Annotated in this window: 14 protein-coding genes; 13 read left to right on the top strand and 1 reads right to left on the bottom strand. The window is 45.4% G+C overall.

All coding sequences use genetic code 11. The annotated features are described in order from the left end of the window. The first annotated feature begins 3 nt into the window (after nucleotides 1-3). From fabF to L3D05_RS25655, 6 genes are all read left to right on the top strand, one after another. Entirely contained in the window at nucleotides 4-1,281 is a 1,278-nt protein-coding gene (gene fabF, locus L3D05_RS25680; protein WP_439647986.1) for a beta-ketoacyl-ACP synthase II, read from the top strand. Then, entirely contained in the window at nucleotides 1,268-3,337 is a 2,070-nt protein-coding gene (locus L3D05_RS25675; protein ID WP_239619218.1) for an MMPL family transporter, read from the top strand. The genes fabF and L3D05_RS25675 overlap by 14 nt, the downstream gene beginning before the upstream one ends. 44 nt (nucleotides 3,338-3,381) lie before the next feature. Further along, nucleotides 3,382-4,920 (top strand): FAD-dependent oxidoreductase, encoded by a 1,539-nt coding sequence (locus tag L3D05_RS25670; protein WP_239619217.1) that lies wholly within the window; start codon nucleotides 3,382-3,384, stop codon nucleotides 4,918-4,920. Between the two features lie 205 nt (nucleotides 4,921-5,125). Then, on the top strand, nucleotides 5,126-5,731 hold the full coding sequence (locus tag L3D05_RS25665) for a pentapeptide repeat-containing protein (protein WP_239619216.1): 606 nt from the start codon (nucleotides 5,126-5,128) through the stop codon (nucleotides 5,729-5,731). Between the two features lie 194 nt (nucleotides 5,732-5,925). Next, nucleotides 5,926-6,270, top strand: a complete 345-nt coding sequence (locus L3D05_RS25660; RefSeq protein WP_239619215.1) for an ArsR/SmtB family transcription factor — start codon at nucleotides 5,926-5,928, stop codon at nucleotides 6,268-6,270. Nucleotides 6,271-6,300: 30 nt separating this feature from the next. After that, nucleotides 6,301-6,819 carry an SRPBCC domain-containing protein gene (locus L3D05_RS25655; protein WP_239619214.1) on the top strand — a complete coding sequence of 173 codons (519 nt, stop codon included), beginning with the start codon at nucleotides 6,301-6,303 and terminating at the stop codon, nucleotides 6,817-6,819. 623 nt (nucleotides 6,820-7,442) lie between these two features. On the opposite strand, the gene L3D05_RS25650 is transcribed toward L3D05_RS25655, so the two are convergent. Beyond that, on the bottom strand, nucleotides 7,443-8,606 hold the full coding sequence (locus L3D05_RS25650) for an alpha-hydroxy-acid oxidizing protein (RefSeq protein ID WP_239619213.1): 1,164 nt from the start codon (nucleotides 8,604-8,606) through the stop codon (nucleotides 7,443-7,445). 245 nt (nucleotides 8,607-8,851) lie between these two features. On the opposite strand from L3D05_RS25650, the gene L3D05_RS25645 reads away from it, so the two are divergent. The 7 genes from L3D05_RS25645 to L3D05_RS25615 form a co-directional block, all read left to right on the top strand. After that, nucleotides 8,852-9,832: an aldo/keto reductase gene (locus L3D05_RS25645; protein ID WP_239619212.1), complete on the top strand. Its 981-nt coding sequence runs from the start codon at nucleotides 8,852-8,854 to the stop codon at nucleotides 9,830-9,832. 181 nt (nucleotides 9,833-10,013) lie between these two features. Then, the gene (locus L3D05_RS25640) at nucleotides 10,014-11,663 is read left to right on the top strand and encodes a glycoside hydrolase family 13 protein (RefSeq protein ID WP_239619259.1); all 1,650 of its coding nucleotides are present in this window, start codon (nucleotides 10,014-10,016) and stop codon (nucleotides 11,661-11,663) included. A 20-nt stretch (nucleotides 11,664-11,683) separates the two neighbouring features. Then, complete coding sequence (locus L3D05_RS25635) at nucleotides 11,684-12,091, top strand: VOC family protein (protein WP_239619211.1); 408 nt, start codon at nucleotides 11,684-11,686, stop codon at nucleotides 12,089-12,091. 141 nt (nucleotides 12,092-12,232) lie between these two features. After that, nucleotides 12,233-12,907, top strand: coding sequence for a response regulator transcription factor (locus L3D05_RS25630; RefSeq protein WP_239619210.1), 675 nt, complete (start codon nucleotides 12,233-12,235; stop codon nucleotides 12,905-12,907). Then, the gene (locus L3D05_RS25625) at nucleotides 12,904-14,271 is read left to right on the top strand and encodes a sensor histidine kinase (protein WP_239619209.1); all 1,368 of its coding nucleotides are present in this window, start codon (nucleotides 12,904-12,906) and stop codon (nucleotides 14,269-14,271) included. Before L3D05_RS25630 ends, L3D05_RS25625 begins: the two co-directional genes overlap by 4 nt. A gap of 135 nt (nucleotides 14,272-14,406) precedes the next feature. Continuing rightward, a complete protein-coding gene (locus L3D05_RS25620) occupies nucleotides 14,407-15,369 on the top strand; it encodes an alpha/beta hydrolase (protein ID WP_239619208.1) in 963 nt (320 codons plus the stop codon). 267 nt (nucleotides 15,370-15,636) lie between these two features. Then, a partial coding sequence (locus L3D05_RS25615) for a glycoside hydrolase family 11 protein (protein ID WP_239619207.1) occupies nucleotides 15,637-16,566 on the top strand: 930 nt, incomplete at its 3' end.

The raw sequence follows: 16,566 nt of genomic DNA, 5'->3' as shown, positions 1-16,566 counted from the left end.
GAAATGAAAAAAAGGGTTGTGATTACAGGGATGGGCTGCGTTACCCCAATCGGGTTAGACAAGGAGTCCACCTGGCATAATGCGTTGAAAGGCGTATCCGGCATTCGGAATATTACGGACGAACGGATGGATGAGCTTTCGGTTAAGCTGGTTGCGGAGATCTTGGGTTTTGATCCCTTACAACATATGGACGTTAAAGAAACCCGGAGAACGGACCGCTTCATCCAGCTTGCCATTGCGGCAGCCGACGAAGCCGTACATGACAGCGGGTTAGTGTTGGGGGATAACGCAGACCCGCTTCGCACGGGGGTATGGATCGGTAGCGGAGTCGGAGGAATCATGACATTCGAAACGGGAATGCGTGAGGTTGTTCAGAATGGCTATGGTCGGGTATCTCCGTTTGCGCTGCCTATGTTCCTTCCCAATATGGCGGCAAGCCGTGTAGCGATTCGATTTGGGGCTCGAGGCGTTACGGGTTGTACGGTAACCGCTTGCGCTTCGGGATCACAGTCGATTGGCGAAGCCTATCGAGCCATACAAAGAGGCGCAGCGGATGTCATGATTACCGGAGGCGCGGAAGCTCCCATTTGCAATATCGGATTAGCCTCTTTCTCCGCCATGAGAGCTCTGTCGATGCAAACCGATCCGTCGCAAGGAAGCCGTCCATTCGACAAGAGGCGCGACGGATTCGTAATGGGAGAAGGCGCGGGAATACTCGTTCTGGAATCATTGGATCACGCCCAAGCTCGCGGAGCGGAAATACATGCTGAATTGCTCGGTTATGGATCCTGCGGAGAGGGCTTTCATATCGCAGCTCCTCGCCCTGACGGAAGCGATTGGAAAAGGGCTATGATCTTAGCCATGGAGGATGCCGAGCTCACTCCGGAGAGGATCCAGTATATTAATGCCCATGGTACGAGCACTCTTCTCAATGATTTGACGGAAACAAGAGCGATCAAAGCCGTGTATGGCTTCCATGCTTACAATGTTAGTATCAGCTCGACGAAATCTATGACAGGCCATCTGCTAGGCGCATCGGGCGCAGTGGAAGCGATCTTGTCGATTCTCACGCTAAGAGAGGAGATCATTCCTCCAACCATCCATTATGGGGAGCAGGATGAGGAGATGGATCTTGATTACACGTCTAATGTATCCAGACGTAGGCAATTGGACAACGTTATGTCCAATACTTTTGCATTTGGCGGACATAATGCCGTGTTGATATTCGGCAAATGCCAACAATTGACCTCTCCGAGAGGGCTTTGGCATGATGTACCGTAAAATCACTTCGTTAGTAATTCGGTATCGTTCTTGGGTCATGGCGTTCTGGATAATTCTGACGAGTCTCTTAATGCCGTTCTCTGTACAACTGCCTAACATACTAGGCGATCACGGTCTTGTGACCAAGGATCAGTATGCGCAAGTTCAAGAGATATTGTCCCGAGAATTTCGAGTGCTGGAAGAGCCTGTCGTTCTTTTATTTAATAATGACAAGGGAATGCCCCTACGATTATTTCATTCCTTTATTTCACGCACTTTGGATCAAGTGAAGAGGGTTAGCGGTGTCCAGGTCTCGTCATCTCCGCTTGAACGGAAGGGGATGGAGAAGGGGAAGTATGCCTACGCTTTAATATCCGTACTTCCGGGTTCCTCTACTGATAAAAAACGAGCAATCGAGCAAGTTCGTGAAGTCGCCTCAGGAGATCGAAACTTTAATGTTACGCTAACTGGAAAGCTGATCATCCAGGAAGACGTGAACCGCCTAAGCAAGCAAGATTTGAAGGCGGCGGAACGGATCGGAGTTCCCGTTGCATTCGCGATCTTGTTTATAACATTGGGAGGTATATTACCGGCTGTCATTCCCATCGTTGCCGGCGCCATAACTGTGGTCATTGCTATGGGAATTATGTATGCCTTAGGTTCATACGGTGGAATGAACTTGTCGGTCTTTGTATATAATGTGATCCCTATGGTGGGAATGGCCGTATGTATTGATTTTGCCCTGCTGATGGTCAGCAGGTTCCGAGAAGAAAGGGTTAGTTTATCCGTTAACGAAGCACTGTTGAAAACAATGGCTACATCCGGAAGAACGATCGTTATATCTGTCGGCTGCGTCATCCTGGCTCTAATAGGAACGTTATATATTCGGATGCCCATATTCAATACGGTTGCATTGGGCACTCTTGTTGTCCTAGCAGTGTCGTTGCTGGTCAACCTGACATTCGTTCCGGCTCTTCTTTATACGTTTCAACGAAGCATCATCGCCAACCGTTCTAATCGTAAGCTTCGAAGAGGTAGAAGTACTTGGCAAACTTTCCTTTCTGCTGTGATGAAAAGGCCTATCGTCTCGGTAACTTTGGCCATTTTTATACTATCCGTTTGTTTGTATCCTCTCCATACCATGCAAGTCAGCGTTCCGGGTCCAAGGTCGCTTCCAATAGATAACGAGTCTCGAATAGCCGCGGAGATCGTAACGGAAAGCTTCCAACCCCCATTCGTATCGCAGGTGTCTATTCTCGTACAGGGAAATGACGACGGGGAAGGGGCGGGTCTCCAGAACCGGCAAACCATAGCTCATATCGAGCGGGATCTTGAACAAGACCCCAGAGTCATGGCAATGAATATTGAACAGTCAACTGTAAAAAAAGGACTTAACCTTATAACGGTGTGGCTGCTAGGGAAAGAAGCATCGATAGAAGTGCAGCAATGGGTTCGAGATCGCTCCAATCAGCTTGCTAAGCTGGACGTCCTTATCGGAGGAGAGCCGAAATATCATCAGGAAGTGCATGATGAAGTTTATACCCGAGTGAAATACGTTCTTCTTTTCGTTATCCTTACCAACTTGATCGTCTTGTCCGTTGCTTTCCGTTCGATTTTGATCCCGTTAAAAGCCGTCATCATGAATCTTGTCAGCATAGGAGCATCGTTAGGCATTATTACGTGGATATTTCAACTGGGGCGGTTTGGAATTGAGGCTACGGACATTGCGATTATGATTCCCGTGTTTATCTTCGGATTGACCTTCGGGATTAGTATGGATTACGGCATATTCCTGCTATCTAGAATTCAAGAGAGCTTCAAGGAAACGGGGAATAATGAACAAGCCATTCACAACGCACTGACAGCTTCAAGTAAAATCATTACTTCCGCCGCAGCGATAATGATTGCCGTAACGGCTCCGTTTGCTCTTGCCGAAGTTTCCGGGGTAAAGCAGCTTGGAATCGGCATCGCATCCGCCTTATTCATAGATGCGACGGTCATCCGTATGATCTTGGTGCCATCATTAATGAAATGTTTCGGAAAATGGAATTGGTGGATGCCATTTGTGAAAAACTAAAAATAGTAACCCATTCCCATTTCGGCAAAAAAGGAGCCCCATTAATGAATCAGCTTCCCCAATTTCCTCAATCGTATTGGACGGCATCGGTTGATAACCCGGAGTTTCCTAAGCTTACAACGGATTTGCATGCGGATGTTGTTATCGTAGGTGCAGGGATTACCGGAATAACCGCGGGTTATTTACTTTCCAAAGCAGGAAAAAAAGTGATCATCCTCGAGGCCGGGCGAATTCTTAATGGAACAACCGGTCACACGACCGCTAAAATTACCGCTCAGCACGATCTGATATACGATGAGTTAATTCACCATTTTGGAGCAGAGAAAGCCCGATTATATTATGAAGCGAATCGTGATGCATTGAATTTTATTCGCGAGACCGTTCAATCGGAGGATATATCCTGTGACTTGGTGGACGAGCATGCTTATATATACACCCAATCGGAAACCACGATAAAGAAGCTTGAGCTAGAACGACAAGCTTACGAGACGCTCGGGATCGTTGGCGAGCTTAAGGATCGTATCGACTTGCCTATAGATATTAAGTCCGCATTAGTCATGAACGATCAAGCACGGTTCCATCCTCTTTCTTACTTAATGGCATTAACTAAAATCCTCGTTCGTTCCGGGTCGCAAGTATTCGAACAAACAACGGTCATGAAGGTGGAAGAAGGCGAGTCCCCGGCTGTTGTGACTGAATCCGGCAACCGTGTTCGTTGCGAGCATGTGATATCGGCTTCCCATTTTCCTTTTCTCGATTGGAAAGGATTTTACTTTGCCCGCATGCATGCCGAACGTTCCTATGTTCTGGGAGTCCGAATAGATCAGGAATACAGCGGGGGCATGTATCTCGGCGCCGACAACCCGAAACGTTCGATTCGATTGGTTACCGACGGGAAGGAGCCTTTGATACTAGTTGGAGGAGAAGGTCACAAAGCCGGTCAGAGTAAATGTACGATCAATCATTACGAGACGTTGCAGTCGTTCGCCGCATCTGTATTTAACGTGAAGGAAATCGCATACCGCTGGTCTACTCAGGACCTGGTCACGTTGGACAAAGTCCCTTACGTAGGACGAATCAATTCAAGTACCGATAACATTTTCGTTGCAACGGGTTACAGAAAATGGGGAATGACGAACGGTACGGCTGCCGCCCATCTACTTAAAAATATGGTCCTAGGAATTGAAGATCGGTATCAAAGCGTATTTGATCCTTCTCGGCTTCATGCAGACCCCGATATTAAAAGCTTTGTCTCGAATAATGCGGATGTGGCCAAGCAACTGATTTCCGGAAAGTTGGAGATGGTTGATCGTAGCCTAAGCAGCATTGGTCTAGATGAAGGCGCTCCGGTCCGGGTAAATGGCAAGCGGGCGGGTGCTTATCGCGATCCCGATGGTGCTTTGCACGTAATCGATACAACTTGCACGCACATGGGGTGCGAGACGCACTGGAATGACGGAGACCGCACTTGGGATTGTCCTTGCCACGGTTCCAGATTTTCTTATACAGGGGAAGTCATTGAAGGACCCGCCAAAGAGCCTTTGGCCAAGATCGAGTATCCCGGAGAAAAAGAAAGCATGTAGCGCTGAGAGTTTCAATGTTACTGTTTGCCGTCAGATGTTCGATATCCAGGCTATGTAACTTTCAACCCGCGTAAGTCGCGGGTTTTTCTTATTATGGGATTATGAATTCGAAAAATTAAGCGCTTGACATTTCTTTGAGCTCATACGGGTACTTGACACCCGTGTGCTATATTATAAAAAGAAATTTTCAAGGAGGAGGCCGCTAATGTTTCAGCATAGCAATCAAAATTATGAAGGAATAAACTTCAGTACGCAAGATTTAAGGTACGGCGAGCTAATCAGTTGTACGTTTAATCGTTGCTTGTTTGCTAACGGATCACTAGAGGAGATTACATCGATCAATTGTCGTTTTATCGAGTGCGACTTTCGCGGAGCATCGTTAAATAGCTCCATTCATAAAGAATCTGCGTTCGAGAATTGTATTTTTAACGGAGCTAATCTGTTTGTTTCGAAATTCGAAAGATGCAAAATGACGGGTTCTGATTTTTCCGGCTCTAATATGGATGGGATCACGATTGATGAAGGCGATTGGTCCTATACAAATTTGCGGCTCACGAGATTAGCAAGACAAGACTTACGCGGGGTTAAATTTTATGAAGCGGATTTGTCGGGGGCCAACTTAGAAAAAGCAGATTTAAGAAATTGCGATCTAACTATGGCATCACTGGCAAAAGCTAAGTTGCAGAGTGCGGATATAAGAGGGGCTAAACTCGATGGGGTAGATTTTACAACATTCCCCGTTGCAGGTATGAGAATGGACAGAGAGCAAGCTGTATTGTTCGCGTTGGCTCATGGAGCCAAGGTAGATTGAAGCTGCTTCAGGTATAGCAACGTATAGGCGGTAAATGGCACCGGTACTTAACGAGTGCCGTTTTATTGCTTTGAATATTCCTTGACAGGAATATTCCCCATAAAGTATATTTAATTCAGCAGGAAGATGATCATAGTGATGAAGGAAGGAGTTGAGATGCTACCTAGAGACCATCACTTAACGAGGTGAGCGACATGTCAGGAAACAATCCGGGCATGGAAATGACGACATTAAGCGCTTTGTCCGAACCGAATCGTATGAATATCGTCGAACTGTTGCGTGACGGTCCCCTGACAGTGGGGGAGATCGCCGAGCGGCTGGATCTTCGCCAACCCCAAGCCTCGAAGCATCTGAAGGTGCTTAGCGAGAACCGGATTGTGGAGGTGCAGGCCGAAGCTAACCGCAGAATTTATAAGCTGCGGCCCGAACCCTTCCAAGCATTGGATACATGGGTGCGATCCTTCCAGCGTGTTATGGAGGAGAGATTCGATAATCTGGACGATTACTTGCGTGAACTGCAGAGCAAGGAAAAACCATAAAAATATTCAACAATATTAGGAGGAATTTCAATGTCTAACAATCCAATGGTTTCGAGAGTAGAGAACGATCGGGTGCTGGTGCTGGAGCGCGTTTTCGACACGCCGTGCGATCTCGTGTTCAAGATGTTTAAGGAGGCCGAGCATCTCAAGCGTTGGTGGGGACCGAGAGGCTGGGAGATACCGGTATGCAACGTCGATTTCCGTCCGGGTGGCGTTTGGCACTATTGCATGAAGTGCATCGATCAGAACCTAGGACAATTTTACGGCATGGAATCTTGGGGCAAAGCCGTATATAAGGATATTGTCGAGCCGGAGACGATCAGCTACACCGATTACTTCTCGGATGCCGAAGGCAATTCGAATGACGACATGCCGTCGACCGATGTCACGTTGGAATTCATTGATCTTGGCGGCAAGGCGAAACTGGTCAGTCGTGGTGAATATGTATCCGCGGAAGCTCTCAAGACTGTCATGGACATGGGTATGCTACAAGGGATCACCGAAACTTGGGACCGACTGGAAGAGCGTCTGAACGAAGTCGGGCGGTAATGGATTTTGAAACCATAAAATGCAAAAGAACAGCGAATCCGCTCAATTGCGGCTCGCTGTTCTTTTACATAACACTTGGTATTTTCAAAAATACAAGATAGGGCCAATATTACTATGGGAAAAGCCAATGCCGATGCTAATATATTCACATAAAATAATAGCATGTACAGGCACCGTAGAAATAAAACAAAGGAAGTTGATCTTATCATGGCTTGTCATATCGGCAGGATAATTATTGTGAAAAACGAAGGTACGGTCATATTTGGAGATAACGCCAACCTTTCCCCAAACGGCACTTCCATGAATAACGGGGGATCACCCGCAGGTGACTCAGGAGAGATCTCACTGGATAACAGCCGATTCAGTCTGACTATACCTCTCGATTCGCAAGTTCCAGAAGTCATGGAATCGAAGTTTAAGAAAAAAGCTAGAAATTGCCGCATTGTACAAGGCTCAAATGTTAAACGAGGTCACCGATCATCGGATACGTAACCAGGTTGCGGAGTTCATTCAAACGGCAGCAGCATTAAAACAAGGAGCCCTCGTGGGCTCCTTGTTTTAATACTGCTGCTATGCGACGCTATTCCCCAAAATACATTTAAGTCATCCAACCGCTTCGTTTGTTACATCACTTTAATAACGAGGGACTGGTCCACATCTTGAATGGAGCCGCGCCCGGATATAGCTAATTGTAACTCGGTTTCCGCAATTAAATGGTTAATGACTTCTTGTACGCCTACTTCACCTGCAACAGCTAATGCGTATGCATAAGGTCTACCAATAAGTACGGCAGTAGCTCCAAGAGCGATAGCTTTCAATATATCCGCCCCTCTACGAACGCCGCTATCCATCAAAATAGGGATTTTTCCTTGAATGGATTCACAGATCGAAGAAAGAGAATCCAAAGTGGCAACTGCGCCGTCAAGTTGGCGTCCTCCATGATTAGATACGATGATACCGTCGACCCCGTGCTCTAAAGCCATAATTGCATCATCCGGATGGGTGATCCCTTTGATCAGCAAAGGTAATCGGGTTTGTTCACGAATGAATTCAAGCTCCTTCCAAGTGAAGCAGGTGTTATTGCCTTCTTCTAATGCTTTCAACGCAGCGTCTTTCGTATTTTTGTCCGGTGCTTCTTTAAGCTTCGAGCAAAACACGGGATCCGAAAAATAGTTGCCCATGCCTTGCCCAGTAAGGAAGGGGAGGTAAGCGTTTTGCAAGTCCGTTTCTCGCCAGCCAAGCAGGGTGGAGTCCACTGTGACGACGACGGCCGAGAATCCGGCAGCTTCCGCGCGTTGCAGAAAACTTTTGGTCAAATCGCGGTCTTTAGGAGGATAGAGTTGAAACCATCTTACGCCATCTCCCATTGCTTCAGCTACCTTTTCCATAGGTACGCTTGAAACATTACTTAGAACATAAGGAACTCCTGATTTTGCCGCAGCTTTGGCGGGGGCCAATTCACCATCGGGATGTAGAATCGTATTGACGCCTATCGGTGCCAATAGAAAGGGGACAGGAATTTTTTTGTCGAATAACGAAACCGACAGATTACATTTGGATATATCGCAGCATATTCTCGGTCGAATTCTGTATTTCTGAAAGGCTTCAATATTGCTGCGGTTCGTATCGCCTGCACCAGCAGCTCCATATACGTAACCGAATGGCGCAGCCGCGAGAATTTCCTTTGCTCGCTTTTCCCATTCATTGAACGATACGGGTAAAAGCCTCGCAGCTTCATCTCCGCATTGATAAATATTCATCTGAATATCTTCGCTATGGATCGCCAAAGTTACACCTCCATGGTTTTTTAGCGTAATGGTTAAAGTGGACATTCACTGTATTAAAGTTACCTTGTTTAATAATTTTAAACCTACAAGGTCGAGTGCCTATATTCGTTTTCTGAAAATATAGTTATCTGATAAGATGAGCGGGAGAGGCGAGAGCGGAATGAAAACCGCTTGCCCTGGAGTTCACTCCACGTAGTGAAGTATATTTGAAAAAACAATATCTATTGGAAGCGAGGTACTTACAAATGGAATATGTGAAACTTGGAAATACTGGCTTGGATGTATCCCGAATTTGTCTTGGCTGCATGGGATTTGGCGAGGCGGGGCGATGGGTTCATCAGTGGGTGCTTGATGAAGAGCGCAGTCGTCCGGTCATTAAAAAAGCTCTAGAGCTAGGCATTAATTTTCTGGATACCGCGAACGTGTATTCCGACGGTACGAGCGAGGAGATCGTTGGACGCGCTCTTAAGGACTACGCTAATCGGGATGAAGTTGTCATTGCAACCAAGGTTTATAACCGCATGCATGAAGGCCCCAATGGCGCCGGACTATCCCGAAAGGCGATTATGAGCGAGATCGATAAAAGCCTAAAGCGACTAGGAACCGATTATGTGGATCTGTACCAGATACACCGCTGGGATTACAATACGCCTATTGAAGAAACGATGGAAGCTTTGCATGATTTGGTGAAGGCAGGGAAAACAAGATACATAGGTGCTTCTGCCATGTACGGATGGCAGTTTCTAAAGGCATTACACGTAGCCGAGAAAAATGGATGGACCCGGTTTGTATCGATGCAGAATCATTTAAACCTCATCTACCGTGAAGAAGAGAGAGAAATGCTGCCGCTGTGTAAAGCTGAAAAAATCGGTGTCATTCCATATAGTCCGCTTGCAGGAGGAAGATTGACAAGAGATCCGCAGGATAAGACGCATCGTTCCGAAACCGATCAAATTGCGAAACAGAAATACGATGCGACTGCAGATGCCGATCGATTGATCGTGGATCAGGTTGCGGCTATCGCAGATAAACGCGGCGTAACCCGTGCTCAAATCGCTATTGCCTGGTTACTGCAGAAAGAACCGGTCACGGCTCCCATTATCGGTGCTACGAAAATATCCCATCTCGAGGATGCGGCAGTTGCTCTTTCGATTACGTTAACTCCAGAAGAAATTGCCTCAATGGAACAACCGTATGTGCCGCATCGGATAGTTGGACATCAATAATGAGCAAGCGAGTCGGTTTCGCCGACCAAATCGAGAGGACTAAATGTTGCTAAATATAATCGATTGAAAATCCACTTATTACCATGTTGCATTACTTGAATTATCTCGATCGTCACCTTAAGCTGTAAAGGGTAAGAAAAAGGCAGCATGAAACAATCGGAGGGTAAGTTCATTGACTGAAATGAATAAAGTATGGTGGAAAGAAGCAGTCGTTTATCAAGTCTATTGGAGAAGCTTCTATGATTCTAACGGAGATGGTTACGGAGATCTGGAGGGATTGATTCAAAAGCTTGACTACATTCAAGAGCTTGGAGTCGATGTCATTTGGTTGAATCCAATATACGAGTCTCCTGACGCGGATAACGGATATGATATCTCGGACTATTTCAATATCATGCCGAAAGCCGGCACCATGCAGACATTCGAAAAGCTGCTTACTAGCGTCCATGAACGAGGCATGAAGTTAATTATGGATTTGGTCGTCAATCATACATCCGACAAACATCCATGGTTCGTGGAATCCAAGTCGTCCAAGAAAAATCCAAAAAGAGACTGGTATATATGGAAAGATGGAAAAGAGGACCAAAAACCAAACAACTGGCGATCCTACTTTGAGCCATCGGTTTGGGAATGGGACGAGAATACGGAGCAATATTATTTTCATTCTTTTGCCGTCGAACAGCCGGACCTGAATTGGGAAAGTCCGGAGTTGCGTCATGAAATATATCGGATGATGAGGTTTTGGTTGGATAAAGGAATAGACGGGTTCCGTTTGGATGCAATAGCTTTATTGGCTAAACCAGAAGGGTTTCCTAACGTTGATAACCCCGAGGACATTAGTTATTTAACGAATAATGCTGGACTGCATTCCTATATACGAGAAATGAATGAACTCGTTCTAAGACATTACGACATATTGACGGTAGGCGAAGCCGCATTCGTCACTCCTGAAGAAGGATTGAAATATGTCGGAGAGGATCGCCACGAGTTAAACACATTGTTCCATTTTGAAGTGTGCGATGAAATGCCGAATTGGGATATGCTGCGATTTAAAGAAATTCAGAGACGTTGGTACGTAGGACTGTGGGGTAAAGGATCGAATTCTCAGTTTCTGAATAACCACGATCACACAAGGCAAGTTACACGATATGGAAATGACGGTCCTTACAGGGAGCAGTCCGCAAAGTTATTAGCAATAATGCTGCACACCCTTCCAGGAATTCCTTATATCTATCAAGGCGAAGAAATTGGAATGACCGGCGTTCGCTTTCCTTCCATTGAACTTTACGATGATATTGCAATGAAGAATCGTTACGCTGAGGAAGTCGGGAAAGGCAAAGACCCGCAAGGGGTTCTCCAAAGTCTTCAACCTTTAAGTCGGGATAACTCCCGGACTCCCATGCAATGGAATGATTCAATGAATGGCGGGTTTTCGACAGGCAAGCCTTGGATCAATGTGAATCCGAATTACAAAGAGATAAATGTAACTAGAGATCTATCTGATTCGAACTCGATCCATCGATTCTATCAAAAACTGATCAAATTACGTAAGAATAATACAGCAATGGTATATGGTCAATTTGAAGAACTTCAAGAGTGGGCGGAAGACCAACATCTTTATGTGTACACCCGTACACTGGGCGACAATCGATTGTTGATTATCCTTAATCACTCGGACGACCGATCGTTCCTCCAATTGCCATCCGAATATCAGAGCTCCGTTAGCGAATTGTTGCTATCCAACTATGCGCTTACTGATATTAATTCTATTAAAGGCACAATAGAACTTAACCCTCACGAAGCTCGAATTTACAAAGTGGCAGTTAAATAAAAATCAGATGGAGGTTAAACATGGAGCTCCCTAAACAAAAATTCACCACGTTTCTCATGTTCGATGGCAAGGCTGAAGAAGCAATGAATTTTTATGTGTCGTTATTTGATTCATCGAAAATTACTAACATTCTACGGTATGGAGCAAATGAAGCCGGAGTTGAAGGAACCGTAATGAAGGCAACATTTTCTCTAAACGGACAAGCATTTATGTGTATAGATAGTAGCGCTAAGCATGGATTCACGTTTACTCCTGCGATTTCCATATATGTTGCATGTGATTCCGAAGACGAGATAGATCGAGTATTTGAGAGTTTATCTCGCGATGGCTCTGTTCTCATGCCTTTATCATCTTATCCCTTTAGCCAAAAGTTTGGTTGGGTTCAAGATAAATATGGTGTTTCGTGGCAATTAAACTTATCAAAGTAACTGAAACGGAAAACGATAGTTCATTAACACAGTCGCGTAACTAGCGACTTTTTTTTTGTATCGGACAGATTAGTTGAAAGTATAATATAGGTTAATCTATAGTGTATTGGTTAGGATGGACAACAGGAGAAGAGGGAACGAATGCCAACAATACTGATTGCTGACGACGATGAAAATATACGCGAACTTGTCGGTTTGTTTCTACGCAACGACGGATTCGAAACAGCAGAAGCAGCGGACGGCAAGGAAGCACTGAACGTCTACGCCTCAACGCATGTCGATCTTGTCGTGCTTGATATTATGATGCCGATTATGGACGGTTGGACGTTATGCAAGGAGCTTAGAAGAGCCAATCCTGATCTTCCTTTGCTTATGCTGACTGCGAGAGGCGAAACATGGGAGAAAGTGAAAGGGTTCGAACTTGGGACGGATGATTATTTGACGAAACCATTCGATCCGTTGGAGTTGACGGCTCGTGTTAGGGCATTGCTGAAACGATACCGGATTGGTTCCACGCAGACGATCCAGTTCGGCAACGTCATCCTTGATCGGCAGACCTATAAGGTGATGAGAGGGACGGAGTCGCTTACGTTGCCGCTCAAGGAGTTCGAGTTGCTGTATAAGCTTGCCGGAACACCCGGACAAGTCTATACGCGCGAGCAGTTGATCGATCAAATTTGGGGGATCGATTACTCTGGAGACGATCGTACGATAGACGTACATATTAAGCGCCTGCGTGAACGGTTCGCGAGTACACCCGATTTTCGTATCGAAACGGTGCGCGGGCTTGGATACCGGCTTGAGGTACACGAATGATCAGATCCTTATATACAAGAGTTGTGCTGACATTTCTAGTTTCCGTGATCGGGGGCACGATCATTGCCTTTTTTGTGGCAACTTGGGTATTTGAAGATCAATTGAACGAAAACTTGCAAATCACCTTACTTGACTTTGGCCAGGATATCGTCCGGATTTACGAGAAATTACCGTCGGATGAAGCTGACTCGTTCGTAAGCGGAATGAAGCAACTCAATTCTTATCACATTCGAATTTACGAAGAAACGGATCAGTTCCAATCCTACGGAGCGCTTAAAGATCAGCATGTTTTCATGGTGACGAAGGAACAAGTCAAGGAAGTACTGGATGGGGAAGTTGTTCAAGTCAAGACGAATGGCATTGATCCTATCCTCTTAGGGCTCCCATTGACAACGGAAATGGGTACGAAAGCGATGTTCGTGGAGCCGATCTCACCTTCTTCCTCCTCATTTCTGATCAAGTGGATTATTAATTTTTTGACCTATTCGTTGATTGCTGGAAGCTTATTGATTTTGGTTGCCGCCATGTTCCTGATAAGACCGATCAAAAAGCTGACACAAGCAACTAGGCGTATAGCAGCCGGTGATTTCGACGTCAAGCTGAATATTAAACAAAAGGGCGAGCTGGGTACTTTGGCTCGCAGCTTCGAAGAAATGATGCACGATCTGCAGCAGCTTGAGCAGATGCGCAAGGAATTCGTAGCAAATGTGTCGCACGAAGTTCAGTCGCCGCTTACCTCGATATCCGGTTATGCCATTGCACTCAAGCAAGTAGACCTCGCAGATCACGAGCGAAGCCGATATCTTGATATTATCATCGCTGAAGCGAAACGGATGTCCAAGATGAGCGATAGTCTGCTAAAGCTGAGTTTGCTGGAATCGACGTCACATCAGATGCGATTGGTTACGCTCAGCCTTGATGAACAGATCAGACGGGTCATCGTCGCGCTCCAGCCGCAATGGTCGGCTCGCAACATCCGTTTCGAGCTCAATTTGAGAGCCGTTACGCTAACGGCTGATCATGATCAGTTAAACCAGGTATGGACTAACATACTCGGCAATAGCATCAAATTTTCCAAGAACGGCGGCGTTATTACCGTCAGCATAAAACAAGATATCAAAAGCGTGACAATCCGAATATCCGACACTGGTATTGGAATTTCCCTAGAGAATCAGAAGCGTATATTCGAGCGTTTTTTTAAGTCCGATCGTTCCCACAGTCGTAAATATGAGGGTAGCGGTATGGGACTCGCCATTGTAAAACAGATCATATCGCATCATCAAGGCGATATCCGAGTGGAAAGCGAACTCGGCGTTGGAACGAGCGTCATCGTCACCTTGCCAACTACAATTCCGGCAGAGTAATCATGTGACGCCGCAGTATTTTTTCGCTAGTTCATACTCCGTTCATATTGACGTCATGGGGAGTACATCTTCGTCGTATAAGCTTTCCTTAGAGGTTCGATATGGAGCCAAATATGAGGATGACGACAGGAGAAGATGCGGGTGAAATTACGAGAGGGAATGAAAAAAACGATTAAATTTATACTTAAAGCAATAGGAATAATAGTTATAGCACTAGTCCTTTTTCTAGCAATTGTTTTTATAGTTAATAAGATCTGCAACAAAACAGAGCAAGAAAAAATACAATCCTATGGTCAGTTAGTACCTGTAGATGGGAAAAAAATGAATGTTTTGATTCAAGGAAAAGGCGAAGAAACAGTCGTGCTACTACCTGGTTATGGAACAGCTGCGCCGGCTCTTGATTTTAAGCCGTTAGTGGAAGAACTATCTCCATTTTATAAAGTTGTCGTGATTGAGCCTTTTGGTTATGGATTAAGCGAAGATACCGAAAAAGCACGCAGCACGGAAAATATCGTAAATGAAATTCATGAAGCTTTGCGGAGTCTAAAAATTGACCGATATATTTTAATGGGTCACTCCATCGCCGGCATTTACGGATTAGACTATGTGAACAAATATGAAGATGAAGTGAGTGCATTTGTCGGGATCGATACCAGTGTACCGACGCAAGGCGGTATGGATGCTGAATTTCCGATAAAAACGTTTAAACTACTCAAAAAATCAGGTTTAGCCAGGTTGATAATAAAACTGAGTGCTGACCCCTATGCTGGTCTACCTTATGATGATGAAACAAAAGAACAAATTAGAATGATTACTCTCAAAAACCTTTATAATTCCAGTACTTCGAATGAAATGGAAAATTTTTATACTAATTTTATGGCAACTGAAAAATTAACATTCCCCAGAAATCTGCCCCTTATTTTCTTTATACAAGCGAATAATTCGGGAGTGGATAGGTGGATCCCTCTGCATGAAGAGCAAGTAAAAGATTCCGCGCATGGAAAAGTGATGACAATGGAAGGAGAACATTATTTGCACCATACGAAATCGAAAGAAATCGTTGAGAACTTAAAAGGATTTATGGAACAAATAAAATAAACAATGAACATGCTAAATGAGGAGCTTGCCAAGGGGCGGCTCCTTTTTCATTTGCAGAAATAATAGACAACTTGGGTTATGCTATAAGTTTTTTACAGTTTATACTAAATATTTTCGGGTGAAACATTAAGGAATGCTTTGATAAAATATTACTTGTAACCGCTTACAAAATAAATGTTGGAAGGAAGTGGGAGAGTCGGCCTGCTACGGGCTGTACAGTATCATAGCAAGACTAGATGCATTTCAACCAAAAAGGAGGAATTCGAAATGAAACAGAAAAAAGTCAGGTTTATTTTAACAATGTTACTTTGTTTTACGCTTGCATTGCCTGCGGCGATCGTACATGCGGCAACTACGATCACCTCGAATCAAACGGGTACCCAAGACGGCTATGACTATGAGTTGTGGAAAGATTCCGGGAACACAAGCATGACTCTCAATAGTGGAGGCGCGTTCAGTGCCACGTGGAGTAACATCAATAACGCGTTATTCCGTAAAGGCAAGAAATTTAATGCGACTCAGACGCACCAGCAAGTTGGAAACATCTCAATTAACTACAGCGCAACTTTCAATCCGGGCGGCAATTCCTATTTGACTGTCTACGGATGGACGAAGAGCTCGCTCGTAGAATTTTACATCGTCGATAACTGGGGCACGTATCGTCCGACCGGAACGCAGAAGGGCACCATTACCGTTGACGGGGGGACATATGATATCTATGAGACTACTCGAACCAACCAACCTTCCATTGAAGGTACTGCAACTTTCAAGCAGTATTGGAGCGTTCGGCAGTCCAAACGCACGAGCGGAACGATATCGGTAAGCGAACACTTCAAAAAGTGGGAAAGCTTAGGAATGCCGATGGGTAAGCTGTACGAAGTCGCACTTACGGTAGAAGGTTATCAAAGTAGCGGAAATGCCGACGTAACAACAAATGTACTTACGATCGGCGGCAGCTCCGGCGGTGGCGGCGGTACAACGAATCCTCCTGGCACCAGTACGAAAGTGGAAGCCGAGAGTATGACCAAAGGCGGTCAGTACACCGGGAATATCAGCTCGCCGTTCTCCGGAGTCGCGTTATACGCCAACAATGATTTAGTGAAATTCACTCAGAATTTCACTACCGGCACCCACAACTTTTCACTCCGTGGCGCTTCGAATAACTCCAACATGGCCAGGGTCGACTTAAAAATCGGC

Source organism: Cohnella mopanensis, from assembly GCF_022352055.1.
Classification (GTDB): Bacteria; Bacillota; Bacilli; order Paenibacillales; family Paenibacillaceae; genus Cohnella; species Cohnella mopanensis.
The sequence above is the reverse complement of the archived record's forward strand: the minus strand, read 5'-3'. Positions and strand labels throughout refer to the sequence as shown.

Excerpts from the sequence above, each read along its gene's own strand:
- L3D05_RS25620 (WP_239619208.1), top strand. The coding sequence starts at position 14,407 with ATGCGGGTGAAATTACGAGAGGGAATGAAAAAAACGATTAAATTTATA.
- fabF (WP_439647986.1), top strand. The coding sequence starts at position 4 with ATGAAAAAAAGGGTTGTGATTACAGGGATGGGCTGCGTTACCCCAATC.
- L3D05_RS25675 (WP_239619218.1), top strand. The coding sequence starts at position 1,268 with ATGATGTACCGTAAAATCACTTCGTTAGTAATTCGGTATCGTTCTTGG.
- L3D05_RS25630 (WP_239619210.1), top strand. The coding sequence starts at position 12,233 with ATGCCAACAATACTGATTGCTGACGACGATGAAAATATACGCGAACTT.
- L3D05_RS25635 (WP_239619211.1), top strand. The coding sequence starts at position 11,684 with ATGGAGCTCCCTAAACAAAAATTCACCACGTTTCTCATGTTCGATGGC.
- L3D05_RS25670 (WP_239619217.1), top strand. The coding sequence starts at position 3,382 with ATGAATCAGCTTCCCCAATTTCCTCAATCGTATTGGACGGCATCGGTT.
- L3D05_RS25655 (WP_239619214.1), top strand. The coding sequence starts at position 6,301 with ATGTCTAACAATCCAATGGTTTCGAGAGTAGAGAACGATCGGGTGCTG.
- L3D05_RS25640 (WP_239619259.1), top strand. The coding sequence starts at position 10,014 with ATGAATAAAGTATGGTGGAAAGAAGCAGTCGTTTATCAAGTCTATTGG.
- L3D05_RS25645 (WP_239619212.1), top strand. The coding sequence starts at position 8,852 with ATGGAATATGTGAAACTTGGAAATACTGGCTTGGATGTATCCCGAATT.
- L3D05_RS25665 (WP_239619216.1), top strand. The coding sequence starts at position 5,126 with ATGTTTCAGCATAGCAATCAAAATTATGAAGGAATAAACTTCAGTACG.
- L3D05_RS25660 (WP_239619215.1), top strand. The coding sequence starts at position 5,926 with ATGTCAGGAAACAATCCGGGCATGGAAATGACGACATTAAGCGCTTTG.
- L3D05_RS25625 (WP_239619209.1), top strand. The coding sequence starts at position 12,904 with ATGATCAGATCCTTATATACAAGAGTTGTGCTGACATTTCTAGTTTCC.